The sequence below is a fragment of the Variovorax sp. Soil_C_19 genome (genome assembly GCF_057657255.1).
Map to the genome: position 1 here is coordinate 221,353 of NZ_JBDGIV010000006.1, position 22,954 is coordinate 244,306.

Below are 22,954 nucleotides of genomic sequence, written 5' to 3' on the forward strand. Positions count from 1 at the left end.
CCCTGTGACCATCAACCTGCAAACGCTCAAGTGCGGCGAATGCGGCAGCGGCGTGCTCCAGCGCTCCGGGCTCAACCAGTACACCTGCGCCCACTGCGGCTCGGTGTCGATCGTGGAAGACGACGTCTCCGACCGCCTGGAGCGCGTGCTCGAACAGGTCAAGGACGAAGCCGGCCGCCGGCTCGCAGCCGAGCAGTCGGCGCGCCAGCGGCATGCGGGCAAGTCCATCGGCATCGCCGCGGCGGCGGTCGTGGGACTCGCGGCCGTGTTGATCACCGGCATGGTGTTCGTCGGAAGTGGCCGGGAGTCATCGCCTGCGCCCGCCGCACGGCCGGTGACGGCCGCGGCGCCGCGCGCCATCCCCGTCGACGGACTCAAGCTCGACACCCCGCGCCAGGTGCTGGCGGGCAGCAGCAGCAACTCGGCCAAGCCGCGGCTACTGGTGGTGGCGCGCAACGACACCGGCATGCCGCTCGAGCGGCCGGCCATCAAGGCGGTGTTCTACGACGGCGAAAGCCGCATCGGCGAGCGCAGCGAGACGCTGCCCATCGGCATGCTCGCGCCCGGCGAGAGCGCGCCCGTGCTGATCGACATGCCGGCAGGCGACCGCAACGTCACGCGCCAGGAGGTGCAGGTGGTGGGGCCGCTGTCGGCGCCCTATCGCAGCGTCGAGGGGCCGGCGCTCAGGTTCACACGCGTGCGGCTGGTGCAGCAGGACGACAACCTGCGCCTGGTCGGGCGCATCGTCAACGACCGCACCGACCGCGCCATGCTGGCCGGTGCCGAGGCGCTGGTCACGGTGTACGACGATGCCGGCGCGGTGATCGGCTTCGGCCGCGGCTACGCGCAGGCGAGCGAGATCGCACCGGGCGAACGCAGCGCGATGGACGTGCGCGTGACGCGCATCGGCAACCCCGAGACGCCCGTCGCGGCCTGGGACTACCGCATCGACTACCACCTGGCCGACAACGCGCAGCAAGGCCGCACACGCGTGCTGAGCACGCAGCGCGTGGTCCGCACCGCCGCGGCGCCCGAGCGCTTCCACCCCGCGCTGCGGCTCGGCAGCGAAGACCTTCTGGCCGACGAATCCAAGCGTTTCGATGCGGCGCAGATCGAACTGCTGCCGCTCGTTGCCGCGCGCGACACCACGCAGCGGCCGGTCTACTTCACCGAGGTCGTCAACCGCAGCACCGATGCGATCGCGATGTCGCCCGGCGCGGTCGTGTCGCGCTACGACGGCAGCCGGCTCGACGGCACCACGGCCGTCGGCGGGCCGGCCTACCTCTATCCCGGCGAGCGCTTTCCGGTGCTGCTGGAGCCGCACCGCAACGGGCGCATCACATCGACGCGCGCCGAATGGAAGCCGATGCGCCGCGCCGCACTGCCCGGCCCACGCGTGCCGCTGGAGGTGCGCGTGACCGACACGCGCGCCGACACGAGCAGCGTGCTGGTCAACTTCAGCCGGCGCTATACCTACAAGTACGTCGAGGTCAGCGGCACGGTGGCCAACCCGACGCAGTCCATCGTGCGCAAGGTGCGGCTCTGGGTCAGCCTGCGCGATGCCGGCGGCAAGCTCGCCGGCTTCACGCTGCTCGAGAACCTGCCGGCCATCGCGCCCGGCGAGAGCGTGCCGTTCCAGGCCAAGGTCGACCAGTTCGGACGCGACTTCGCGCAAGTGGAGACGCTGTTCCAGAGCGAGTAGGCGCGTAGCATCTGCGCCAAGCACACAAAGCAGGAAGACAAGACACGCCATGCGCATATTGCTCGTCGAGGACGACCGGGTGCTGGCCGACGCGCTCTCGCGCGCGCTGGTGCAGTCCGCCCACGCGGTCGACGTCGTCTCCACCGGCGAGGAGGCCGACCATGCGCTCGCCGCCGGCAGCTACGACCTCGCGATCCTCGACATCGGACTGCCCGGCCTGAGCGGGCTCGACGTGCTGAAGCGCCTGCGGGCGCGCAAGTCGACCCTGCCGGTGCTGATGCTCACCGCCTTCGACACGCTGGCCGACCGCGTGCACGGGCTCGACCTCGGCGCCGACGACTACCTCGCCAAGCCCTTCGACCTGCCCGAACTCGAGGCCCGCGTGCGCGCGCTGCTGCGCCGCAGTACGGGCTCCACGCCGTTTCTCGAACACGGCCTGCTGCGCTTCGACACCGTGGGCCGGCGCGTGTTCCACGACAAGCGGCCGGTCGAACTGTCGCCGCGCGAGCTTGCGCTGCTCGAGCTGCTGCTGATGCGCGCGGGCCGCGTGGTGAGCAAGGAGCACATGGTCAACCATCTCTACGGCTGGGGCGACGAGGTCGGCGACAACGCGATCGAGGTCAACGTCTACCGGCTGCGCAAGAAGCTCGAGCCGCTCGGCTGCGAGATCCGCACGGTGCGCGGCATGGGCTACCTGATCGACAGCAGCGATGAACCGGTCTGAGCCCCGCCTGCAGCGCAAGCTGTTGGCCTGGCTGCTCGGGCCGCTCGCGCTGCTGCTGGTGCTCGACACAGGCGCGGCCTACTGGAATTCGCTGCGCTTCGCCAACATTGCCTACGACCGCGCGCTGCACGAGGTCGGCCGCGAGATCGCGATGCATGTGCAGCGCGAAGGCGACCGCCCCCGGCTCGTGCTGTCGCAGGCCGCGGCCGACATCCTGCTCGTGGACCCGGACGACCGGATCTTCTTTCGCGTCGTCGACGAAGCGGGCAACCACCTGGGCGGCGATGCGCAGCTCCCCGCGCCGCGCGCGCCGAAGGCGGCCGGGCCCGACTTCTACGGCGCCACCGTGCACGGCGAGCCGGTGCGCATGATGGACGCCTGGATGCCCACCGGACCCGAGGCGCGCCCGCCGCGCGTGCGCGTGCAGGTGGCCGAAACGCTGCACAAGCGCTCGCGCCTGACCTGGGAAATGGTCGCCAACGTGGTGCTGCCGCAGCTGGCCCTGATCGTCATGGCCACCGCGGCGGTCTGGTTCGGCGTCTCGCGCGGGCTCGCGCCGCTGCTGCGGCTGCGGCGCGCGGTGTCGGACCGCTCGCACCTGGACCTGAGCCCGATCGACACCCACGACGTGCCGGGCGAGGTGCGCCCGCTGGTCGACGACGTGAACGAACTGATGGCCCGGCTCGGGCGCACCTTCGATTTCCAGAGCCGCTTCGTGGCCGACGCCGCCCACCAGCTGAAGACACCGGTCAGTGGCCTCAAGGCGCAGATCGAACTGGCGCTGCGCGAGAACGACCCCGAGCGCGTGCGCCATTCGCTCACGCAGCTCTACATCAGCGCCGACCGGCTCTCGCGGCTGGTGCGCCAGCTGCTTTCGCTCGCGCGCAACGAGCCGGGCGCGCTCGACGCGATGCAGCTGCAGCCGCTCGACCTGAATGCCCTTGCGCTCGAGGTGAGCATGGAATGGGTGCCGCAGGCGCTCAAGCGCAACATCGACCTCGGCTTCGAGGGCGCCGACCATGCGCTGACGATCGATGCCGACCGCGACCGCCTGCGCGAGCTGGTGAACAACCTGATCGACAACGCAATCCGCTACAGCCAGCCCGGCGGCCACGTGACCGTGCAGACCAGCCAGGTCGGCGACGACCAGTGCCGCCTCGCCATCAACGACGACGGCCCGCGCATTCCGGTCGAGGAACGCGCCCGCATCTTCGAGCGCTTTCACCGCCTGCTGGGCACTCAGGAGGACGGCAGCGGCCTCGGCCTGGCGATCGTGAGCGAGATCGCCACGCTGCACGGCGCGCGCATCACGCTCGAGGAAGACGCCGACGGCGTGGGCAACACCTTCAGCGTGTTCTTCCCGCTGCGCAACCCGCGCGCACTGTCAGCTGGCTGACAGCTTGCCGTTAGCCCGCTGTCAGCCGGGCGGCAGAAAGGCGACAGCCCAGGCGCCTACGCTCGTGGATGACGGAACCGCGTGTGGTTCCGAACCCATTTCCACCGAGGAGCCGCCGTGCTGTCGTTTTTGTCGAGCCCCGATTTCTGGATCGCCCTGTCGCAGATCATTCTGATCAACATCGTGCTGAGTGGCGACAACGCGGTCGTCATCGCGATGGCTTCCCGCTCGCTGCCGCCCGCGCAGCAGAAGAAGGCGATCCTGTTCGGCAGCGTCGGCGCCATCGTGCTGCGGGTGGTGCTGACCTTCTTCGCGGTCTATCTGCTCACCCTGCCCTACCTCAAGCTGGTGGGCGCGGCGCTCCTGCTGTACATCGGCGTCGGCCTGCTGCAGCAGGAGGACGACGGGCATGACCTCGCAGGCCATTCGGGCCTGGCCGGGGCCATCAAGACCATCGTGCTCGCCGACCTCGTGATGAGCCTGGACAACGTCGTCGGCGTGGCCGCCGCGGCCAAGGGCAACGTGCCGCTGCTGGTCTTCGGCCTCGTGATCAGCATCCCGCTCATCATCTTCGGCAGCACGCTGATCCTGAAGCTGATGGACCGCTTTCCGATCATCATCATGCTCGGCGCCGCGCTGCTGGGCTGGGTGGCCGGCGAGATGGCGATCGGAGACCCGGCCATCGCCGGATGGGTGGCCGACCGCCATAGCCTGCACCGCGTGGTGCCCGCGCTCGGCGCGATGTTCGTGGTGGCCATCGGCAAGTGGCTGAGCATGCGGCGCACGCAGCGCCGCGCGCAGAGCGAGGCCGAGGCGCAGCACGAAGCCGAAAAGCAACCCGCGGTCTGAACACGATCACGGCTGGCGGTACACCAGGCCGGACAACCGCATCGCGAGATCGCGGCGAACGAACGGCAGCCGCGACAACGCCGACAGCAGCAGGTTGCGCGGCATGCGCCAGGCCGGCCGCACGGTCGCCAGCCGCGTGAGCCGGTCGGCCAGCGCAACCACCTGCTGCGCGATGGGGCGGCGCTCGCGCCCGTAGCGGTCGAGCGCCGACGCATCGCCGGCCAGCGCATCCACCAGCGCCGCGGCCAGTCGCACGGCGTCGAGAATGCCTGCGTTCATGCCCTGCCCACCCGCGGGGCTGTGCACATGCGCCGCATCGCCGGCAAGCACGATCCGGCCCACGCGATAGTGCTCGGCAATGCGATGGTGGACGCGAAAGCGCGAGCCCCACACCACCTCCTGCACCACCGCACGCACGCGCTGCGGGCCGCGCGCGTCGAGCAACGCCTGCACGCAGGCCGCGTCGGGCTGCTCGGGCGCGTCGGCCACCGTCGCCACGATGCGGTGCATGCCGCCCGGCAGCGGCGCGAGCACCACCATGCCGGCCGGAGAGAAATAGAGGATCACCTCGTCGGCCGACAGGTTGCCGCCGAGGCGGACGTCGGCCAGCAGGAACGACTCGCCATAGCTGCCGCCGTCGAACGCGATGCCGGCCCGCTCGCGCACCGTGCTGTGCATGCCGTCGGCACCCACCGCGTAGCGGACGCGCAGCCGGCTGCCGTCGTCCAGCGTGGCGCTGACGCCCGATGCCTCCTGCGCCAGGTCGACGAGCTGCCGCGGGCGCAACACCCCCCCACCGAGCGCCATGAAGCGCGCCAGCAGCACCTGCTCGGTCTCGGCCTGCGAAATCATCAACGCATACGGATACCGGGTCGGCAGCCCGTCGAAGGCGATGGGCACCAGCACGCGGTCGCGATCGCGCACAGTGAACCGCGGCGCCTTCAGGCCCTGCGCGACGAGCGTGGCGGCAACGCCGAGCGGCTCCAGCACCTCCAATGTCCGGGCATGCACGACGGCGGCGCGCGAGGTGTTGGCGCCCTCGGCAAGGCGATCGACCACCAGCGCCCGCACCCCGCGCGCGGCCAGTGCCAGCCCCAGCGTGAGGCCGGTGGGACCGGCGCCGACGATCAGGACGTCGGCGTCGAAGGCAGTGTCGGCGGAAGCGGTGTCTGGCATGGCGGTTTCCTTTCAGCATTTTAGTCAACGGTTGTTGACATGGTAGGCCGCCCTCGGCATTTGTCAACACCCGTTGACATATACTTCGGCATGGCCGACACCGCTGCATCACCTCGCCGTTCCGACGCCACGCGCGCCGCCATCCTTGCGGCGGCCCGCGAGCACTTCGCGGCCCATGGCTACCAAGGCGCGACCATTCGCGCGATCGCGACCGCGGCGGGCTTCGATCCCGCCCTGGTGATGCGCTACTACGGCAACAAGGAGGGGCTGTTCGCAGCGGCCGCAGAATTCGACCTGCGCCTGCCCGACCTCAGCGCGCTGGCGCGCGAACAGGTCGGCGCGGCCCTGGTGACGCATTTCCTCGACCGTTGGGACGGCGACGAAACGCTGATGGCCCTGCTGCGAGCGGCCGTCACCAACGAGGCCGCCGCCGAGCGCATGCAGTCGATCTTTTCGACCCAGCTCGTGCCGCTGATCGCCCGGCTGCGCGGCGAGCCGCGTTCGGCGGCGGCGGCACGCGCGGGTTTGATCGCGACGCAGATCCTGGGCCTGGCCCTGTGCCGCTACGTGCTCCGGCTGCCGCCGGTCGTGGGGTTGAAGCGCGCAGAGCTGGTGCGGCGTGTCGGGGCGACGGTTCAGGCGTACCTGTTCGATGCCTGACGGTCGCTGCGGCCTCGACTATTCTTCCCCCATCGAACCCGCATGGAGACCGTCGAGATGCACACCCAACAAGGCGGCCAAGGCCCCGACCTGCTCGTGCTGCTGCACGGCATGGGCGCGACCGGCGCGGTCTGGTCGCCCTTCGTGGCCGAGGCCGGCGCGCACTGGCATGGCCGCTGGCTCGCGGTCGATCTGCCGGGGCACGGCCACTCCGCGCGGCAGGCGTCGTATGCCATCGGCCAGCTGGCCGCGACCGTGGCGCGCGCGGTGCTGCCGCATGCCGACCCCGCCGGCCGCCTGGTCGTGCTGGGCCATTCGCTGGGCGGCGTGGTCGGCCTAGCGCTGGCCACCGGCTGGTTCGGCGTGCTGCCACACCGGGTCTTCGGTGCCGGCATCAAGGCGGCGTGGAGCGACGAGGAACTCCAGCGCATGGCGACGCTCGCCGCGCAACCCGCCAAGCGGTTCGCCACCGAAGGCGAAGCGTGGGAGCGCTACCTCAAGGTCTCGGGCCTGGCCGGCCTCGCAGCCGCCGGATCGCCCGTGGCCGCGCGCGGCATCGTGCACGAGGCCGACGGCTGGCGCCTCGCGATGGACCCTGGCGCCAATGCGGTCGGCAAGCCGCCGCTGGCCGAGCTGGCCGGGCTCGCGCGCTGTCCGGTGCAGCTCGGCCGCGGCGGCAGCGATGCGCTGGTCACGCTCGCGCAGACCCGCACGCTCGACCCGGCGGCGCGCGACATCGGCCCGCACGGGCACAACGTGATGGTCGAAGCGCCGGGCCTTTTGTGGGACTGGATGGCCGCGTCGGGCGAGCCCGGCCTGCGCTGATGTAACCCGGAGGGCCTGCGCTTCGAATCAACGGAACTCACCGCCACTTTTCCAGAAGAAGCCATGCACGCCATCCCCCCACGCCGCCGCCTTTTCCTGCAAGCCGGCGCCGCTGTCGCCGCCACCGGCATGGGCCTGCCTGCCCTGGCACGGTCGCCCGCCGCCTGGACGCAGATCGAGCGCAAGGCACGCGGCCAGACCGTGTACTTCAACGCCTGGGGCGGCAGCGAGCGCACCAACGCCTACCTGGCGTGGGCCGCGGGCGAGCTGTCGCGCAGCCACGGCGTGGCGCTCCAGCATGTGAAGATCACCGACACCGCCGAGGCGGTGAAGCGCGTGCGCGGCGAGAAGGCCGCGGGCAGGCTCGCCGGCGGCAGCGTCGACATGGTGTGGATCAATGGCGAGAACTTCCTGACGATGAAGAACGAAGGCCTGCTGTTCGGCCCCTTCGCCGAACAACTGCCCAACTACCGCTGGGTCGACACGGTCGGCAAGCCCACCACGCGCACCGATTTCTCCGAGCCCGTGGATGGCCTGGAGGCGCCCTGGGGCATGGCGCAGCTCACCTTCTTTGCCGATCGCAACAGGCTGCCGGAACCGCCGCGCGACCTGGCCGCACTGCTCGAACTGGCGCGCCTGCACCCGGGGCGCATCACCTACCCGCGGCCGCCGAATTTTGTCGGCACGACCTTCCTCAAGCAGGCGCTGCTCGAGCTCGGCACCGACCGCACCGTCTTCTACCGCCCCTTTGCGGCCGATGCGTTCGACGCGGCCACACGGCCGCTCTGGGCCTGGCTCGACGCGCTGCGTCCGCTGCTGTGGCGCGCAGGCCGGCAATACCCGCAGAACGCCGCGGCGCAGCGCCAGATGATGGCCGACGGCGAACTGCTGCTCGCACTGACCTTCAACCCGAGCGAGGCGGCCAACGAGATCGCCGCGGGCCGGCTGTCGGCCAGGGTGCACAGCTGGCAGAACGCGGGCGGGGCCATCGGCAACACGCACTTCCTCGCGGTGCCGTTCAATGCCAATGCGGCCGAAGGCGCGCAGGTGGTGATCAACTTCATGCTGTCGGCGCGAGCGCAGGCACGCAAGGCGGACATCGGCGTGTGGGGCGATGGCACCGTGCTCGCGCTCGACCGCCTGCCGCGGGCCGAGCGCGCCCTCTTCGCGGCCGGTGCGCACCCAGGGCAGGTCGCGATGCCCGCGCCAGTGATCCTGGAGCCGCACGGCAGTTGGGTCGATCCGCTGGAGCGCGAGTGGCAGCGGCGCTACGGCTAGCCGCGCTTCCACCGGCACAGTGGCTTGCGCTCGCCCTGGGCGCGGCCGTGGCCGTGCCGCTGCTGTGGTCCGCCGTGGCCGCGGTGGCCGCCGGAACGGATGCCGCTGCCTGGCGCGCGCTCGGCGCCGAGCCGCAGTGGCTGCACGCGCTGGCGCTGTCGCTGTTCACGGGCCTGGCAGCCACCGGCATTTCGCTCGCGCTCGCTGCGTGGCTGCTGTCGCGCGCCTTTGCCAGCCGCGCCTGGGGCGCCGCGATGCGCATGCTGCCGCCGATGCTCGCGGTGCCGCACGTCGCCTTCGCGGTCGGCCTCGCGTTCCTGGTCGCGCCGAGCGGCTGGATCCTGCGCGCGCTCTCGCCCTGGGCCACCGGCTTCGAGTGGCCGCCGGCCTGGGAGACCACGCAGGACCGGTGGGGCATCGGCCTCGTCGCCGCGCTGGTCGGCAAGGAGGTGCCCTTCCTGCTCTGGACCGCGGCCACCCAGCTGCAGCGCGCGGACGTCGGCGCACGGTGGCAGCGCGAACTCGCCATCGCCTGCACGATGGGCTACGGCCGTCGCACCGCATGGTGGCGCGTGGTGTGGCCGCAGCTGTGGCCGCGGCTGCATGCGCCGCTGATCGCGGTGCTCGCGTACAGCCTGACGGTCGTCGACATGGCGATCGTCATCGGCCCGGCCGCCACGCCCACCGCGGCCGTGCTCGCGTGGCAGTGGTTGCTCGACGCGGACACGGCAGTGAACGCGCGCGGCGCCGCGCTCGCCTGGCTGCTGGCGGCGGTGGTGGCGGCCATGGCCGGTGTGCTCTGGGCGCTGCGCGACCGCCTGCACTGGCGCGCCCGCTGGACGCGCGGCACGCGCGGCCGGGCCGACCCCGCACCGGCCACCGACTTTGCGCCGCTGCTCGCGCTTGGCGCCGTCTACGCGCTGGTGCTGGCCGCCACCGGCGTGGCGAGCCTCTCGGGCGCCTGGCCGTTTCCTCTTTTCTGGCCGCAGAACTGGAGCTTCGATGGCTGGCGCTCGGTGGCCGCGAGCGCCGACATCGTGGTGCTGACCGCGGTGCTGGCCCTGGCGAGCGGCGCCACCGCCCTCGTCTGGGCCGTGGCATGGCTGGAGACCGCGCCCCCCGCATGGCTGCCGATGCTGCGCCGGCTGAGCTACCTGCCGCTGCTGCTGCCGTCGGTGCTGTGGGTCATCGGGTTGCACCGGCTGGCGCTGGCCTGGCGGCTCGATACGCACTGGGCCGGCCTGTGGCTCGCCCACACGCTGGCCGCGGTGCCTTACGTGCTCATCACGCTGAGCCCCGCCTACCTCGCGTTCGACCCGCGCCAGCGACAGGTGGCCGCGAGCCTCGGGCGCGGCACCCTCGCCTTCCTGCTGCGCGTGAAATGGCCGCTGCTGCGCGCGAGCCTGGGCGGCGCGCTGGCGATCGGCTTTGCGGTGAGCGTCGCGCAGTACCTTCCGACCCTGTTCATCGGCGCGGGGCGCTACGCCACCGTGACGACGGAAGCCGTCGCGCTTTCGGCCGGCGGCCAGCGCTCGGTGCTGGCCGCGTATGCCTGGCTGCAGTGGCTGCTGCCGGCGCTGGCCTTCGCGGTCGCCACCTGGGCCGGACGGCCGCGGCGCTTCGGCGGCGGAGCGAAGCCATGACGGCGCAGCTCTCGGTCCATGTGGCGCGGCTCAGCGTGGCCGGCCAGGCGCTGGTGCACGACCTTTCGCTGGCCGTGCCCGGCGGCACGGTTCACACGCTCATGGGCGCGAGCGGCAGCGGAAAGTCCAGCCTGCTGGCCGCGATCTGCGGCACGGCGCCGCCCGCGGTGCGCTTCGAAGGCAGTGTCACGCTCGACGGTCAGCGCGTGGACGGCTGGAGCACGCGCCGCCGACGCATCGGCATTTTGTTCCAGGACGACCTGTTGTTCGCCCACATGACCGTGCGCGAGAACCTGCTGTTCGCGGTGCCCGCCGGCGCACGGGCGACACGCGAGCGCGCGGTGCGCGAGGCGCTGCGCGATCTCGAACTGCCCGGCTTCGCCGACGCAGACCCGGCCACGCTGTCGGGCGGCCAGCGCGCGCGCGTGGCGCTGATGCGGGCCTTGCTCGCCGAACCGAAGGCGCTGCTGCTCGACGAGCCCTTCGCGCGGCTCGATGCGGCCCTGCGCGACCGCATGCGCGCCTACGTCTTCGAGACGGTGCGCGCGCGCGGCATTCCCGCGCTGCTCGTCACGCACGATGCGGCCGACGTGGCCGATGCGTCGGCGGTCACGCGGCTGGCCGCGCCAGCTTCCTGAACAGGTCGTTGAAGATCGCATCGCGGTCGACCGAATGGGCCTCGCGCATCGGCGGCCGGTGTGCGGCGGCCTGCCAGCGGCGGTCGTCCGCGAGGCGTGGCGTCGGCACCAGCGTGCTCGGCACCCAGCGCGGATCGATCAGCCAGGCGACGCAGATGAGGTCCCAGATCACCCAGCTGTAGGCGCCGGCGGTGTCCACCGGCAGGATGGTCCACAGCGGGTTGTGCGTGAACAGGTGGTGCAGGTAGTCGCCGATGGCGCCCTGCCCGCGCACGTGGCGATCGACCTCGGCGAGCGACAGCCGCAGCTGCGCGCCCACGTGAAAGCCGGGCAGGTACACGAGCGGCACGCCGCTGTCGAGCAGCACGCGGCTCGCATGCAGGTCCTGCTCGAGGTTGAAGGAGTCGTTCACATGGGGCGCGCACGACGGATAGCCGCTGGTCCAGACCACCACGATCCGGCGCGCGATGTCGGGCGCGAGCAGCAGCGCGCTCGCCACGTTGGTCGGACAGCCGAGCACCAGCACGTAGAGCGGCGGCGCATTGTCGGCACTGCTGCGCGCGAGCGCGATCAGGTGCTCGGCCGCGGGGCTCGGAAGCGGCGTCGCAGGGCCCGGCAGATAGCCTTCGCTGCCTGCATGCACCGGCGGGTGCGGCCCGCCGCCGAGCTTGTCGAGCACCCGCAGGATCTCGCCGTGGCTGCGCCACATGCCTTCGGCCGGCGGATTGAAAGGCGGCGCATCGGCCGGCGCCCGCGCGAGCTGCGCGCGCCGGTGCGCAAACGAGAACGGCGCAGCATGCAGCCCCTCGATGCGCAGCGCCTCGGGCGAGAGCAGCGCCCAGGCCAGCGCGAACTGGTCGTCGATCTCGTTGGCGGCGTCGGTGTCGATCACCACGCGCACCGGACCCTTCGGTTCGGCGAGCCTGGCGTGCAGCCAATCGGTCGGGGGAAATTCAGGCGTCATGCGAAGGCTCCATGCCGGCGGTTCGGCCGATGAGTTTCTGGTAACGCTGCCAGTCGGCGGGTTCGTCCACATCCCACACGGGGGGCAGCTCGCGCCAGCGCGCGCCGAGCGAGGCTAGGCGCTCGCGCGTCTGCTGCAGCACCTGCGGCGTGCTCCAGTCGATGCCGGCGAACACCTCGGGCAGCGGCCGCCGCATGCCCAGCAGCGCGTAGCCGCCGTCTTCGGCCGGCATTAGCACGGCGTCGTGCAGGGCCAGCACACGCGCCGCCTCGTGCAGGTGGCCCGGCGACAGCAGCGGGCAATCGGTGCCCATGATCAGGAGCGGCGGTGCATCGCCGCCCTGCGCGAAATGATGCGTCACGGCCGCCCGCAGCCGCGCGCCGAGGTCGCCCGTCGGCTGCGCCAGCAATTTCGTGCCATGCACGCGTGCCAGCGCGCGGAAGAACCGGTGCGAGGCATCGGGCGCGCACCAGAGCGTGACCGGCCCGAGCCCCGCCTGCCGCGCCGCGCCGAGCGAGAGCCGCGTGAAAAGGCGCTGCGCCCGCGCCGCGCCCTGCGCACCGATGCCGGGTGCGAGGCGCGTCTTCGCCAAGCCCGGCACGGGCGCCTTCGCAAGGATGGCGATGGCCGCCTGCGGAGGTGTCTCGCTTGGTTCGTAGCCGTAGCGGCGTGCCAGTTGCGACGGGTCGGCGCCGAGAAAGTAGCGCGCTCGCAGCTGCCACATGAGCAAGATGGTCCTGAAGATGCCGTGGCGCTCCCAGCGCCGGGCCGAGGTGAAGACCGGAGGCCGCAGGCAGGCCGGCCGCCCGATGCGCCGCAGGCCCGCGCTCAGTGCGATGTCTTCCATCAACGCGATCTGCGCGAAGCCGCCGAGCTGCTCGAAGCGCTGCCGCCGCACGAACATGGCCTGGTCGCCGGTGGCGATGCCGGTCAGCCGCGAGCGCAGGTTCATCGCGCCCGCCACGATGCGCAGCAACCAGCTTCGCCCATCGATGCCCACATCGAAGCGGCCCCAGTCGGCACCGCCGGCCATGGCCGCGGCAATCGCCTCGTCGGCGCGCGGCGGCAGCGCCGTGTCGGCGTGCAGGAACAGCAGCACCTGCGCAATCGCGCCTTCGGCGCCGGCATTCATCTGCGCGGCGCGCCCGCGTGGCGCCAGCAGCACGCGGTCGGCATGCCGGCAGGCGATGGCCCAGGTCTCGTCGGTGCTGCCGCCGTCGACCACCACCACCTGCGCGCCGCGCTCGCGCAGCGGCCGCAGGGCCGCGAGGCGGTCGGCGAGCGACGCGCCCTCGTTGAGCACGGGCACCACGATGCACAGAAAACTCATGCCAGTACCTGCTGCAGCGCGACGAGCTCGTCCCGCACGTGGCGGATGGCGGGCAGCGACAGGTAGTGGTCGACGCGGCCGCGCACATGCGCGATGAGCTGCGCGTCGCTGTGCGCCGAAGACCAGTCCTCGCCGCCATGGTCCGCGAGCGGCGCCTCGCCCGACAGCATGCGCCACTTGCAGCACCAGGTGATCGACCACAGCCACATGGCGCGCCGCAGCGCGACGTGCCATGGCTGGGCAGCATCGGCGACCGCCGGCCCGGCCGCGCGGGCCCACGCGCGGTAGAAGCCGGCCACCTCATCGACCTGCAGCACCGCATGCGAGGCCACGTCCCAGGTGGTGGAGGTGTAGAGCGTGGCGTGCGCCAGGTCGAGGCCCGGGCTGCTGTAGCGGCACTTCTCGAGGTCGACCAGCACCGCATCGCCGCGCGCGCGCAGCACGAAGTTGCCGGGATGCGCATCGAAGGCGATGAGGTGCACGCCCGGCCGGCCGGGCTCGCCCGCGAGCCGGCCGAGCGCATGCAGTTCGTCCTCGAGCGCGCGGCGCACCTCGGGCGCGAGCCTGGCGCGCGGCAGGTGCACGGCCTGCGCATCGATCTCGCGGACGAGCGCGTGAAGGGGGTCGCGCGGCGATGCGAGCGGCGCGCGCCCGGAAGCGGCCGGCACCGGCAGCCGGTGGACCGCCGCGAGCGCCGCGGCGATGGCCGGCAGGTCCGCTGGCAGGGCCGCGGCGCGGCCCTCGATCTCTTCCACCAGCAGCGCGCCGCGCGGCAGCTGCGAAGAGACCGGCAGCGTGCCGAGCAGCCGCGGCGTGTGGCCGCTGGCCCCGGCCCGGTCGAAGCAGGCCGCCTCGTGAAGCAAGTTGGCCTCAGGGCCGAGCGCCACCTGGCTTTGCTTGGGAATGCGCGCGAGCGCGCCGGTGCCGGCAAGGCGCACGTGCAGGTGCGCAAGCCCCTTGTCGGGCAGCGGCTGCAGCGCGGTGTCGGGCCATCCGCCGGCCCGCAGCGCGGTGCGCAGTCCGGCTTCGACTTCGGGGCAGACTCCTTGCATGGCGCTTCCTGACGGGTTCGGTGGTGATGCTGTTGGTTCGTTGCCGCAAGATGCGAAGTTACACGTTGGCCGCGCAGCGCCCGCGCATTCCTGTAACTTATCGCGGCCCTGGCGCGAACAAGACCCATGAGCAGAAGAAATGCGGCCATTGCCGCCGCGATCGTCCTGGCCATCATCGCCTTCTTCGCGCTGGGCCTGGACCGCGTGCTGAGCCTCGACTTCTTGAAAGAGGCGCACCGCGAGCTGGCCGAGGTCTACGCCGAGCACCCCGTCAAGGTCGCCGCCACGTATTTCGTCGTCTACGTCGCGGTCACCGCGCTGTCGCTGCCCGGTGCGACCGTGCTGACGCTCGCCGGCGGCGCCCTGTTCGGGCTCTTCACCGGAACGCTGCTCGTCTCGTTCGCGTCGAGCCTGGGCGCACTGCTCGCGTTCTTCGCCTCGCGCACCCTGCTGCGCGAAACGGTGCGCAAGCGCTTCGGGCGCCGCCTCGAAGAAATCGACGCCGGCGTGGCGCGCGACGGCGCGCTCTACCTCGCCACGCTGCGGCTGGTGCCGGTGGTGCCGTTCTTCGTCATCAACCTGGCGATGGGGCTCACGGGCATCCGGGCGCGCACCTACTACGCGGTGAGCCAGGCGGCGATGCTGCCCGCGACCGTCGTCTACGTGAACGCCGGCACCCAGCTCGCCAGGCTCGAAACGCTGGGCGGCATCCTGACGCCGTCGATCCTCGGCTCGCTGGTCCTGCTCGGGCTCTTTCCGTGGCTGGCGCGCCGGGGCGTGGCCGCGCTGCAGGCACGCAAGGCGCACGCGCGCCGGCGCGGCATGCGGCCGCGGCGCTTCGACCGCAACCTGGTGGTGATCGGCGGCGGTGCCGCAGGACTGGTCTCGGCCTACATCGGCGCGGCACTCAAGGCATCGGTCACGCTGGTGGAGCGCCACAAGATGGGCGGCGACTGCCTGAACTACGGCTGCATCCCGAGCAAGGCGCTGATCCGCTCGGCCACGCTGGCCCACCAGATGCGCCATGCCGACCGCTACGGCCTCGCGCCCAGCGCGCCGCCCTTCGCGTTCCGCGAAGTGATGCAGCGGGTGCGCGCCGTGATCCGCGCGGTCGAGCCGCACGACAGCGCCGAGCGCTACCGCGGCCTCGGTGTCGACGTGGTCGAGGGCCACGCGAAGATCGTTGACCCGTGGACCGTCGAGGTGGCGCTGAACGACGGCGGCACGCGCCGCATCACCACGCGCAGCATCGTGATCGCGGCGGGCGCCGAGCCGGTCGTGCCCGCGCTGGACGGCCTCGAAGAAGCCGGCTACGTCACGAGCGACACGCTGTGGGCGGCGCTCGAGACGATGGATCGCCCGCCCGCGCGGCTGGTCGTGCTTGGCGGCGGGCCGATCGGCTGCGAGCTGGCGCAGGCCTTCGCGCGGCTCGGCTCGCAGGTGACGCAGGTCGAACTCTCTGCGCGCCTGCTCGCCCGCGAGGACGACGAGGTGTCTGCGCTGGTGCAGCAGTCGCTCACCGCCGACGGCGTGCGCGTGCTGGCCGGCCACGAGGCGTTGCGTTGCGAGACTCGGGGCGGCGACCGGTTCCTTGTCGCGCGCGCCGAGGGCGGCGAGGCGATCGAGATCCCGTACGACATGCTGGTCTGCGCGGTCGGCCGCCGCGCCCGCCTCGCGGGCTACGGCCTGGAAGAACTCGGCATTCCCACCGAACGCACCGTGGAGACCGACGCCTGCCTTCGGACGCGCTACCCCCACATCCTCGCGGCCGGCGACGTGGCCGGCCCGTGGCAGTTCACCCACACCGCCGCGCACCAGGCCTGGTACGCCACGGTGAATGCGCTGTTCGGTGGCCTGCACCGGTTCAAGGTCGACCACAGCGCCATCCCGGCCGCCACCTTCGTGGACCCCGAGGTCGCGCGCGTTGGGCTGAACGAGCGCGAGGCGAAGGACAAAGGCGTGGACTTCGAGGTGGTGCGTTATGACCTGGACGATCTCGACCGCGCGATAGCCGACGGCGACGCCCGGGGCTTCGTCAAGGTGCTGACGGTGCCCGGCAAGGACCGCATCCTCGGTGCCACGATCGTCGGCCCGCATGCGGCCGAGCTGCTGGCCGAATTCGTGCTGGCGATGAAGCACGGGCTCGGCCTCGGCAAGATCCTGGGCACGATCCACACCTACCCGACCTGGTCCGAAGGCAACAAGTACGCCGCGGGCGAATGGCGGCGCGCGCACCAGCCCGCGCGGCTGCTGCGGTGGGTGGCGCGCTACCACGCATGGCGGCGCGGATGAAAGAGGTCTCGATGCAGATGACGACAACGATCAAAGCAAGCAGCGGCATCGCGCGGCGCGGGTTGCTGCTCTCGGGCGCGCTCGCCGCCGCGGGCGTTGCGCTGCCCACGCGCGCTGGCACGCCCATCGCAATCCCGCCCTTCTCCACCGCCCCCGTGGGCAGCGCCGTCGCGCCGGCCTGGGCCCACCAGCGCCTGCCGAAGGTGCCCGAAACCAACCGCTTCGAGATCGTGCAGGACGGCAGCCGCCGCGTGCTGCACGTGCATTCCGCCGCCGCCGCATCGATCTGGATCGCCAGGCTCTCAGGCGACACGCCCGAGCGGCCCCTGCTCGAATGGCAGTGGAAGGTCTCGCGCGCGCTCGCGGGCTCCGACCTCGGCAGCAAGGACGGCGACGACTATGCGGCCCGCGTCTATGTGCTGTTCGACCTGCCGTCGGAGCGGCTCTCGCTGGGCGACCGCCTGCGCTTGGCGGCGGCCCGGGCGCTGTCGGATGCCGAACTGCCCGCGGCGGCGCTGTGCTACGTCTGGGGACGCGCGCAGCCGGCGGGCGCGGCGGGCTGGAACCCCTACACCGACCGCCTGCGGATATTCGTGGTGGACAGCGGCGACGCCTTCGCGCAGCAGTGGCGCAGCGTGCGGCGCGACCTGCGCGCCGACTGGGACGCCGCGTTCGGCGGCGCGATGCCGCCCATCGCCGCGGTTGCCGTGGGCGCCGACACCGACAACACCGCGGACAGCGTGCAGGCCTGGTTCACCGACCTCGTGCTGGCGCCCGCGCCATGAAGCGGCTGGTGCTGGTCGGCGGCGGACATGCGCACCTGGGCCTGCTGCGCGCGCTGGCCGCCCGGCCGATCCCCGGCTGGCAAGTGCAGCTCGTCTCGCCGGGGCCGCAGCAGATCTACTCGGGCATGCTGCCGGGCTGGATCGCGGGCCACTACCAACTGCCAGAGATCCTACTGCCGGTGGCCGCGCTCGCGGCCAGAGCCGGCGTGGCGTTCCACGAGGCGCGCGGCGTCGCGCTCGATCTCGTGGGCCAGGCCCTGCACTGCGACGACGGCCAGCGCATCGCCTTCGACGCGGTCTCGCTCGACGTCGGCTCCGTGGGCGCCATCGAGGCCGCACTCGAGGCCGCAGATGCCTGCGTGCCGGTGCGCCCGCTGTCGCGCCTGGCCGCGTCGTGGCTGGCGGCGCAGGCACAGATCGGCAGCCAGTGCCGCCCCTTCCATGTCGTAATCGTCGGCGCCGGCGCTGCAGGCGTCGAGCTCGCCCTCGCGGTGCGCCACCGCGGCATGCGCGAGGGCTGGTCGCACCTGCGCGTGACCCTGGTCGGAAGCGATGCGCTGCCGCTGGACGGCGCCCCCGCGCGTGCGCGCCGCGCGGTGCAGGGGCTGCTGGCGCAGCGCTGCATCGGCTGGCTCGGCGCGCGCCGCGCCACGTGCCTGCGCGCCGGGCAGATCGATCTCGACGACGGCGGCGCGCTGCCGTTCGACCTGTGCTGGACGGCGGCCGGCGCGGCCGCCCCGCGCTGGCTTGCGGCGAGCGGGCTCGCCCTCGATGCCGACGGCTTCGTGCGCGTGAATGCTGCGCTGCAGAGCGTGTCGCACCCCGCGGTGTTCGCGGCCGGCGACGTGGCCGCGCATCCACAGCCGCTGCCACGCTCGGGGGTCCACGCGGTGCGCGCGGGGGCGCCGCTCGCGCGCAGCCTGCGCGCCTGGTGCGCCGGGCAGGCACTGCCTGCATGGACGCCGCGTGTGCGCGCGCTGAACCTGCTGAGCACCGCCGACCGGCGCGCCATCGCGCTTTGGGGACCGTGGAGCTGGCACGGCACTTGGCCATGGCGCTGGAAGGACGCGATCGACCGGCGTTTCGTCGGCGCCGCGGGCCGGTGAAAGAAGCGTCCGTGCAAGTTCCGGTGTTTGTCCTACACACCCTTGCGCAGGACCGTCGCAAGGTGATCGGCCCCGCATTTTTTTGGGCTGATCGACTGGAGACACCATGATCACGATGGATGGGCAGCATGTGCAGAGCGGCACCGGCGAGACGGTGACCTACGAAATGAGCCTGATCCATGGCCTGGAGTCCAGCACCTACAGCGCCCGCGTGCTGCTCGCGGGCAACGTGCGGCACGAGCTCGAGGGCGGGACCGTGGTCGGCCCCGACCCCGATGCACGCACCGCGAGCGCAAGGCAATCGGTGCTCGCGCAGGTGGACAACCTCGACTTCGAAGCGCTCAACCGCCCGCTGAAGCCGCTGCGCGAACGGGCCTAGCCGCTGCCCCCGCTGCCGCTGCCGGTGCCCGTCGTGGGCGCCGCATCGGCCGCCCGGCCGAAGCGCGTGCGGTCGCGCCAGATCTCCACCAGCGCGACGGTCAGCGCCAGCACCAGCGGACCGATCACCACGCCGGGCGCACCGAACGCCACGAGGCCGCCCAAGATCGCGACGAACACCGCGAGTGTGTGCAGCCGCAGCCGGTCGCCGACCAAAATCGGATAGAGCAGGTTGTCGATCAGCGCGACCACCACCGACCCCCACAAGGTCAGCACCAGCGCCTTCTCCCAGCTGCCTTCGAGCAGCAGGAACAGGGCCGCGGGCACCCAGACGGCCGCCGCGCCCAAGAGCGGCAGGATCGACAGCAGGAACATCACCGTGCCCCAGAGCAGCGGCGCCGGCAGGCCGAGCCACCAGAACATCAGGCCGCCGAGCAGCCCCTGCACCGCGGCCACCAGCAGCGTGCCGAGCACGCTCGCACGCACCACCTCCGAGACACGCTGGAACATGCGATCGGTCTCGGCGCCCGTGAGCGGCAGCAGCGTGCGCACATACGCGAGTGCCTGCTCGCGGTCGCGCAGCAGGTAGAACAGCGCGAAGAACGTGACCAGCAGCTGCACGCCGGCCCAGAGCGATCCCGTGAGCAACCCCGACACGCGCGGCGCGACCTGCTTGGCGAGTTCTTCGCCCGACGGCGCCTGCCGCGCCACCCAGTCGACCACCGGCGCCAGCGCCGGCTGGGCCTGTACCGCCTTGTCGACGCGGCTTCGCACGGATTCGGAGCGCAGGCTGTCCCAGCCTTCGACCGCACTGTCCACTGCCGTGGGCGCAAAGGCCACCAACGGCGCGACCACGAGCGCGCACAGCAGGCCGGTCACCAGGCCGGCGCTGAGGTTCGGCTTCTGGAAGCGATCGCACAGCCGCCGGTGCAGGCGCGCACCGAGGATCGCGAGCGTCAGCGCCCACGCCATCGCGGGCATGAAGGGCTCGGCCATCTTCCAGCACAGGTAGAGCGCCAGCGCGGTGACCGCCATCAGCAGCAGTGCTGACGTCCTTGCGCGCGTGAACCAGCCGGTGTCGCGGCGCGGCGCTGCGTTGTCGGGGACGGGCGAGCTGGACGTTGGAACGGTCATGGGCGACGGGCTCGTGGAAAAAACGGGAGCAGCATAGCGGTGCCGGCCCGTGTTTAACAACTTGGCTAGATATTCGCAGCCAAAGCGCATTTCTAACATCTGAAAAATCTTCTGCTCCGAAAGCCGGGAGCGGGAGGGCCGCGTGTAACCTGCAAGGTCCAGAGCGCCTGCAAGGGCCACAGCCTCAAGGCTGCGCCCGCGGGCGAATGCCCGTCGAAGAACGGCGTCATCGGCGACATCACGGCCGGGAGTAAGCCATGCGCACGGCGTTTGCCTTGCGGCCGGGCACGGCGCCCGGCTTCATGCCGGTACCGAACTGGACGCTGCTGGAACAGCGGCACAACAAGCTCGCGCTCTGGCTCGCGCTCGACGCCGAGGAGCCGCCGTCGCCCGTGCAGGCGCTGGCCGCGCCGCAGACGGTGATGGTGTGGCGCAAGGACCTGCAGCCGCATTTCCGCAGCATCGCCGCGGACGAGCGCGATGCGCTGCAGATGCTGCACGGCGGCAGCCGCTTCGCCGACCTGACCGCGGGCCGCTGGCTGCAGCGCTGGCTCGACGAGGAACTGCTCGCGGCCGTGACCGGGCGCTGAGCCGGGCGCCAAATCACAACGCGGCGTGCTCGGCGACAAATTCCCTGAACCAAAGCTGGGCAGGATGCGCGTCGCTGCGCCTGTGCCAGATCAGGTCGAATACGACCTCGGGCAATGCAACAGGCGGCGGGAACAGCACCAACTTTCGACCGGCTGGCGAATGCAATGCAACCCGCTTCATCACCGTGGCCGTCATGCTTGTTCGAGCCACGATCGCCGGCACCGCGAACATCTGCGGCAGCGTCAACGCGATCTTGCGCTTCTTGCCTTGTTGCGCGAGAGCTTGATCCACGAGCCCGTACAGCTCTCCTTCGGGAGACACGAGAACATGGAACAACTCAAGGTAGGTCTTCATGCTCACTGGTGCATCCTTGGCGCTGCGCATTCTGGCCGCCGGATGGCCGCTGGCGACGATCGTGACGAACTCGTCCCGGAGCACGGGGCGCGTCAGTATCCGGCCATCGGCATGCGTAGGTGGCACGCCGATGGCCGCGTCGATCGCGCCAGCATCCAGCAAGTCGACCGCATGATCCCGGTTGTTGAACGCATGCACGTTCACCGATATGCCCGGCGCCTTCTTTCCAAGCGCCTGCAGCAGTGAAGGCAGCAGCACGAAGGCCGGGTAGTCCGACAGCCCCAGCTTGAACGTCAACGACGCCGTCCCGGGCACGAACTCGGGCTTCTTCACCAGCTTGGTTTCGATCTGCTGCAAGGCCTGCGAAATTGGTTCGGCCATGTCCCGTGCTCGCTGCGTCGGCAGCAAGCCATCGCTGCTGCGCAGGAACAGCGGATCGCCGAAGAGCGTGCGCAGCCGCGACAGCGCCGCGCTCATGGCCGGCTGGCTGACCCCGACCTGGGTGGCGGCACGGGTCACGTTGCGCTCGTTCATCAGGGCGTCGAAGGCCACGAGCAGATTCAGGTCGATGCCATGGAAATCCATAGGACGAATAACTCTATATATGGCTTATTTGTTGGACGGATCTTACTGCCCTGCACAGAATTGGCGTCGTCACGAATCACACATCCACGGGCAACACCATGAGCACATCCAGCATCGACCTCTCTGATCGGCTTCGCGCGGAGCGCCTGGCGGTCGAAACTTTCTACCGCGCCTTCAGCGACAGGAACCCCGATCTGGTGGACGAAGTCCTTGCGCCCACTTGGGACGACATTCCGCTGGCGCCTGGGCAAGGCCCCGGACCGGAAGGCATCAAGCCCATCATCCAAAGCGTCGTGCAGGCATTCCCGGACGTTCGGATCACTGTCCACGACATGGTCCAGGAGCCCGGCAAGATCGGCGTTCGCGCCGAGATCAGCGGCACCCATCAGGGAGAACTCTTCGACATCGCCCCCACGGGCAAGAAGGTGAGCTTCCGCCTGCACGAGTTCCACACGCTCGACGGCAAGCGCGTGACCACGACATGGCACATGGAGGACTGGTTCGGTCTGTTCCTCCAGCTCGGGCAGTTTCCGCCGCAAGCCAGGAAGGAATGAAGTCATCCATGAAAACCGCTCTTGTCCGTGCCTTCGGCGGCCCCGATGTCGTAGCGATCGGCGAAGCCCGTCTGCGCGATCCACAGCCACACGACGTCGTCGTTCGCGTCGAAGTGGCCGGCATCAACCCGCTGGACCTGAAGATCATCGCTGGCTACATGCAACAGGTCTTCCCGGTCGAGTTCCCCTATGCACCGGGCACGGACTTCAGCGGCGTGGTCGAGGCGGTCGGCGCGCAGGTGACTGGCCTGAATGCGGGTGACCGCGTGGTGGGGCGTACCGCGCCCAGCACGGGAGGCGCGCTCGGCAGGCGTCTGGTGACAGCCGCCGCGGATCTGTGCGTCATCCCGGCAGAGATGAGCTTCGAGCAGGCGGCAGCCATGCCAACTGCATTTGGTGCCGCCTGGCAAGGCCTCTTCGACGTTGGCCGTCTGCAGCGCGGGCAGCGGGTTCTGATTCATGCGGCGACGGGTGGTGTCGGCAGCATGGCCGTCCAGCAGGCCCATCATGCGGGCGCGCATGTTGTCGCCACGGCGTCTGCCAGGAACATCGAACTGGTGAAGAGTCTGGGTGCGGACGAGGTCATCGACTACCGCACCCAGGACTTTTCCCAGGTGCGCGACATCGACCTGGTGCTCGACACCATCGGCGGCGAGACGTTGGAGAAGTCGTGGTCGGTGCTTCGCACCGGTGGGCGTATCGCCAGCCTGGTGGCGTTCGGCATCCAGCCCAAGGACGGACACACGGGCGAGTTCGTGTTCTTCACGAGCGCGACCCCCTTTTTGCCGGAAGCGATCCGACAGTTCCAGGCCGGGCAGATCCAGATCATCACCGACTCGATCTTCCCGCTGGACGAAGCGCGTTCGGCGCTGGAGAAGCTGGCCACTGGACACGCGCGCGGCAAGGTCCTCATCCACGTGGGCAGCTGATTCCCGGCG

22 protein-coding genes are annotated in these 22,954 nt (G+C 71.1%); 16 read left to right on the plus strand and 6 right to left on the minus strand.

What is annotated here, in order from left to right:
• Positions 1-4: 4 nt before the first annotated feature.
• The 4 genes from AC3A6R_RS15360 (at position 5) to AC3A6R_RS15375 (ending at position 4,671) form a co-directional block, all read left to right on the plus strand.
• A complete protein-coding gene (locus AC3A6R_RS15360) occupies positions 5-1,702 on the plus strand; it encodes an FxLYD domain-containing protein (RefSeq protein ID WP_487864799.1) in 1,698 nt (565 codons plus the stop codon).
• A 49-nt stretch (positions 1,703-1,751) separates the two neighbouring features.
• Positions 1,752-2,426, plus strand: coding sequence for a response regulator (locus tag AC3A6R_RS15365; RefSeq protein ID WP_487860407.1), 675 nt, complete (start codon positions 1,752-1,754; stop codon positions 2,424-2,426).
• Positions 2,413-3,822 carry a sensor histidine kinase gene (locus AC3A6R_RS15370; protein ID WP_487864800.1) on the plus strand — a complete coding sequence of 470 codons (1,410 nt, stop codon included), beginning with the start codon at positions 2,413-2,415 and terminating at the stop codon, positions 3,820-3,822. The genes AC3A6R_RS15365 and AC3A6R_RS15370 overlap by 14 nt, the downstream gene beginning before the upstream one ends.
• 120 nt (positions 3,823-3,942) lie before the next feature.
• Complete coding sequence (locus AC3A6R_RS15375) at positions 3,943-4,671, plus strand: TerC family protein (RefSeq protein WP_487864815.1); 729 nt, start codon at positions 3,943-3,945, stop codon at positions 4,669-4,671.
• 6 nt (positions 4,672-4,677) lie between these two features.
• Here AC3A6R_RS15375 and AC3A6R_RS15380 read toward each other — a convergent pair whose 3' ends face one another.
• Complete coding sequence (locus tag AC3A6R_RS15380; RefSeq protein WP_487864801.1) at positions 4,678-5,847, minus strand: FAD-dependent monooxygenase; 1,170 nt, start codon at positions 5,845-5,847, stop codon at positions 4,678-4,680.
• A 90-nt stretch (positions 5,848-5,937) separates the two neighbouring features.
• Here AC3A6R_RS15380 and AC3A6R_RS15385 point away from each other — a divergent pair, with 90 nt between their 5' ends.
• The 5 genes from AC3A6R_RS15385 (at position 5,938) to AC3A6R_RS15405 (ending at position 10,891) form a co-directional block, all read left to right on the plus strand.
• On the plus strand, positions 5,938-6,507 hold the full coding sequence (locus AC3A6R_RS15385; protein WP_487864802.1) for a TetR/AcrR family transcriptional regulator: 570 nt from the start codon (positions 5,938-5,940) through the stop codon (positions 6,505-6,507).
• Positions 6,508-6,564: 57 nt separating this feature from the next.
• On the plus strand, positions 6,565-7,332 hold the full coding sequence (locus AC3A6R_RS15390) for an alpha/beta fold hydrolase (protein WP_487864803.1): 768 nt from the start codon (positions 6,565-6,567) through the stop codon (positions 7,330-7,332).
• Between the two features lie 63 nt (positions 7,333-7,395).
• Complete coding sequence (locus AC3A6R_RS15395) at positions 7,396-8,610, plus strand: ABC transporter substrate-binding protein (protein ID WP_487864804.1); 1,215 nt, start codon at positions 7,396-7,398, stop codon at positions 8,608-8,610.
• Complete coding sequence (locus tag AC3A6R_RS15400) at positions 8,589-10,253, plus strand: ABC transporter permease (protein ID WP_487864805.1); 1,665 nt, start codon at positions 8,589-8,591, stop codon at positions 10,251-10,253. Before AC3A6R_RS15395 ends, AC3A6R_RS15400 begins: the two co-directional genes overlap by 22 nt.
• Positions 10,250-10,891, plus strand: a complete 642-nt coding sequence (locus tag AC3A6R_RS15405; RefSeq protein WP_487864806.1) for an ATP-binding cassette domain-containing protein — start codon at positions 10,250-10,252, stop codon at positions 10,889-10,891. Before AC3A6R_RS15400 ends, AC3A6R_RS15405 begins: the two co-directional genes overlap by 4 nt.
• Here AC3A6R_RS15405 and AC3A6R_RS15410 read toward each other — a convergent pair.
• From AC3A6R_RS15410 to AC3A6R_RS15420, 3 genes are read right to left on the minus strand one after another with little or no spacing between them, the layout of a single operon-like run.
• Positions 10,863-11,855, minus strand: a complete 993-nt coding sequence (locus AC3A6R_RS15410) for a nucleoside hydrolase (RefSeq protein ID WP_487864807.1) — start codon at positions 11,853-11,855, stop codon at positions 10,863-10,865. The two genes, AC3A6R_RS15405 and AC3A6R_RS15410, sit on opposite strands and share 29 nt — an antisense overlap.
• Positions 11,845-13,185 carry a TIGR04283 family arsenosugar biosynthesis glycosyltransferase gene (locus tag AC3A6R_RS15415; RefSeq protein WP_487864808.1) on the minus strand — a complete coding sequence of 447 codons (1,341 nt, stop codon included), beginning with the start codon at positions 13,183-13,185 and terminating at the stop codon, positions 11,845-11,847. Before AC3A6R_RS15415 ends, AC3A6R_RS15410 begins: the two co-directional genes overlap by 11 nt.
• Positions 13,182-14,237, minus strand: a complete 1,056-nt coding sequence (locus tag AC3A6R_RS15420; RefSeq protein ID WP_487860397.1) for a hypothetical protein — start codon at positions 14,235-14,237, stop codon at positions 13,182-13,184. Before AC3A6R_RS15420 ends, AC3A6R_RS15415 begins: the two co-directional genes overlap by 4 nt.
• Before the next feature lie 126 nt (positions 14,238-14,363).
• On the opposite strand from AC3A6R_RS15420, the gene AC3A6R_RS15425 reads away from it, so the two are divergent.
• The 4 genes from AC3A6R_RS15425 to AC3A6R_RS15440 all read left to right on the plus strand — a co-directional run bounded on the left by AC3A6R_RS15425 (position 14,364) and on the right by AC3A6R_RS15440 (position 18,799).
• Complete coding sequence (locus tag AC3A6R_RS15425) at positions 14,364-16,529, plus strand: dihydrolipoyl dehydrogenase family protein (RefSeq protein WP_487864809.1); 2,166 nt, start codon at positions 14,364-14,366, stop codon at positions 16,527-16,529.
• Between the two features lie 17 nt (positions 16,530-16,546).
• Positions 16,547-17,314 (plus strand): DUF3047 domain-containing protein, encoded by a 768-nt coding sequence (locus AC3A6R_RS15430; protein WP_487860395.1) that lies wholly within the window; start codon positions 16,547-16,549, stop codon positions 17,312-17,314.
• Positions 17,311-18,420, plus strand: a complete 1,110-nt coding sequence (locus tag AC3A6R_RS15435; protein ID WP_487864810.1) for an FAD-dependent oxidoreductase — start codon at positions 17,311-17,313, stop codon at positions 18,418-18,420. The genes AC3A6R_RS15430 and AC3A6R_RS15435 overlap by 4 nt, the downstream gene beginning before the upstream one ends.
• A 106-nt stretch (positions 18,421-18,526) precedes the next feature.
• The gene (locus AC3A6R_RS15440) at positions 18,527-18,799 is read left to right on the plus strand and encodes a hypothetical protein (RefSeq protein ID WP_487860393.1); all 273 of its coding nucleotides are present in this window, start codon (positions 18,527-18,529) and stop codon (positions 18,797-18,799) included.
• Here AC3A6R_RS15440 and AC3A6R_RS15445 read toward each other — a convergent pair.
• The gene (locus tag AC3A6R_RS15445) at positions 18,796-19,932 is read right to left on the minus strand and encodes an AI-2E family transporter (protein WP_487860392.1); all 1,137 of its coding nucleotides are present in this window, start codon (positions 19,930-19,932) and stop codon (positions 18,796-18,798) included. The two genes, AC3A6R_RS15440 and AC3A6R_RS15445, sit on opposite strands and share 4 nt — an antisense overlap.
• 257 nt (positions 19,933-20,189) lie before the next feature.
• On the opposite strand from AC3A6R_RS15445, the gene AC3A6R_RS15450 reads away from it, so the two are divergent.
• Complete coding sequence (locus AC3A6R_RS15450; RefSeq protein WP_487860391.1) at positions 20,190-20,522, plus strand: hypothetical protein; 333 nt, start codon at positions 20,190-20,192, stop codon at positions 20,520-20,522.
• 13 nt (positions 20,523-20,535) lie between these two features.
• Here AC3A6R_RS15450 and AC3A6R_RS15455 read toward each other — a convergent pair whose 3' ends face one another.
• Complete coding sequence (locus AC3A6R_RS15455) at positions 20,536-21,462, minus strand: LysR family transcriptional regulator (protein ID WP_487860390.1); 927 nt, start codon at positions 21,460-21,462, stop codon at positions 20,536-20,538.
• Positions 21,463-21,560: 98 nt separating this feature from the next.
• On the opposite strand from AC3A6R_RS15455, the gene AC3A6R_RS15460 reads away from it, so the two are divergent.
• Entirely contained in the window at positions 21,561-22,016 is a 456-nt protein-coding gene (locus AC3A6R_RS15460; RefSeq protein WP_487860389.1) for an ester cyclase, read from the plus strand.
• 8 nt (positions 22,017-22,024) lie between these two features.
• Positions 22,025-22,945 (plus strand): NADP-dependent oxidoreductase, encoded by a 921-nt coding sequence (locus tag AC3A6R_RS15465; RefSeq protein ID WP_487860388.1) that lies wholly within the window; start codon positions 22,025-22,027, stop codon positions 22,943-22,945.
• The last annotated feature ends 9 nt before the right edge of the window (positions 22,946-22,954 follow it).

Excerpts from the sequence above, each read along its gene's own strand:
- AC3A6R_RS15365 (WP_487860407.1), top strand. The coding sequence starts at position 1,752 with ATGCGCATATTGCTCGTCGAGGACGACCGGGTGCTGGCCGACGCGCTC.
- AC3A6R_RS15370 (WP_487864800.1), top strand. The coding sequence starts at position 2,413 with ATGAACCGGTCTGAGCCCCGCCTGCAGCGCAAGCTGTTGGCCTGGCTG.
- AC3A6R_RS15380 (WP_487864801.1), bottom strand. The coding sequence starts at position 5,847 with ATGCCAGACACCGCTTCCGCCGACACTGCCTTCGACGCCGACGTCCTG.
- AC3A6R_RS15385 (WP_487864802.1), top strand. The coding sequence starts at position 5,938 with ATGGCCGACACCGCTGCATCACCTCGCCGTTCCGACGCCACGCGCGCC.
- AC3A6R_RS15390 (WP_487864803.1), top strand. The coding sequence starts at position 6,565 with ATGCACACCCAACAAGGCGGCCAAGGCCCCGACCTGCTCGTGCTGCTG.
- AC3A6R_RS15395 (WP_487864804.1), top strand. The coding sequence starts at position 7,396 with ATGCACGCCATCCCCCCACGCCGCCGCCTTTTCCTGCAAGCCGGCGCC.
- AC3A6R_RS15405 (WP_487864806.1), top strand. The coding sequence starts at position 10,250 with ATGACGGCGCAGCTCTCGGTCCATGTGGCGCGGCTCAGCGTGGCCGGC.
- AC3A6R_RS15410 (WP_487864807.1), bottom strand. The coding sequence starts at position 11,855 with ATGACGCCTGAATTTCCCCCGACCGATTGGCTGCACGCCAGGCTCGCC.
- AC3A6R_RS15415 (WP_487864808.1), bottom strand. The coding sequence starts at position 13,185 with ATGAGTTTTCTGTGCATCGTGGTGCCCGTGCTCAACGAGGGCGCGTCG.
- AC3A6R_RS15420 (WP_487860397.1), bottom strand. The coding sequence starts at position 14,237 with ATGCAAGGAGTCTGCCCCGAAGTCGAAGCCGGACTGCGCACCGCGCTG.
- AC3A6R_RS15425 (WP_487864809.1), top strand. The coding sequence starts at position 14,364 with ATGAGCAGAAGAAATGCGGCCATTGCCGCCGCGATCGTCCTGGCCATC.
- AC3A6R_RS15430 (WP_487860395.1), top strand. The coding sequence starts at position 16,547 with ATGACGACAACGATCAAAGCAAGCAGCGGCATCGCGCGGCGCGGGTTG.
- AC3A6R_RS15435 (WP_487864810.1), top strand. The coding sequence starts at position 17,311 with ATGAAGCGGCTGGTGCTGGTCGGCGGCGGACATGCGCACCTGGGCCTG.
- AC3A6R_RS15440 (WP_487860393.1), top strand. The coding sequence starts at position 18,527 with ATGATCACGATGGATGGGCAGCATGTGCAGAGCGGCACCGGCGAGACG.
- AC3A6R_RS15445 (WP_487860392.1), bottom strand. The coding sequence starts at position 19,932 with ATGACCGTTCCAACGTCCAGCTCGCCCGTCCCCGACAACGCAGCGCCG.
- AC3A6R_RS15450 (WP_487860391.1), top strand. The coding sequence starts at position 20,190 with ATGCGCACGGCGTTTGCCTTGCGGCCGGGCACGGCGCCCGGCTTCATG.
- AC3A6R_RS15455 (WP_487860390.1), bottom strand. The coding sequence starts at position 21,462 with ATGGATTTCCATGGCATCGACCTGAATCTGCTCGTGGCCTTCGACGCC.
- AC3A6R_RS15460 (WP_487860389.1), top strand. The coding sequence starts at position 21,561 with ATGAGCACATCCAGCATCGACCTCTCTGATCGGCTTCGCGCGGAGCGC.
- AC3A6R_RS15465 (WP_487860388.1), top strand. The coding sequence starts at position 22,025 with ATGAAAACCGCTCTTGTCCGTGCCTTCGGCGGCCCCGATGTCGTAGCG.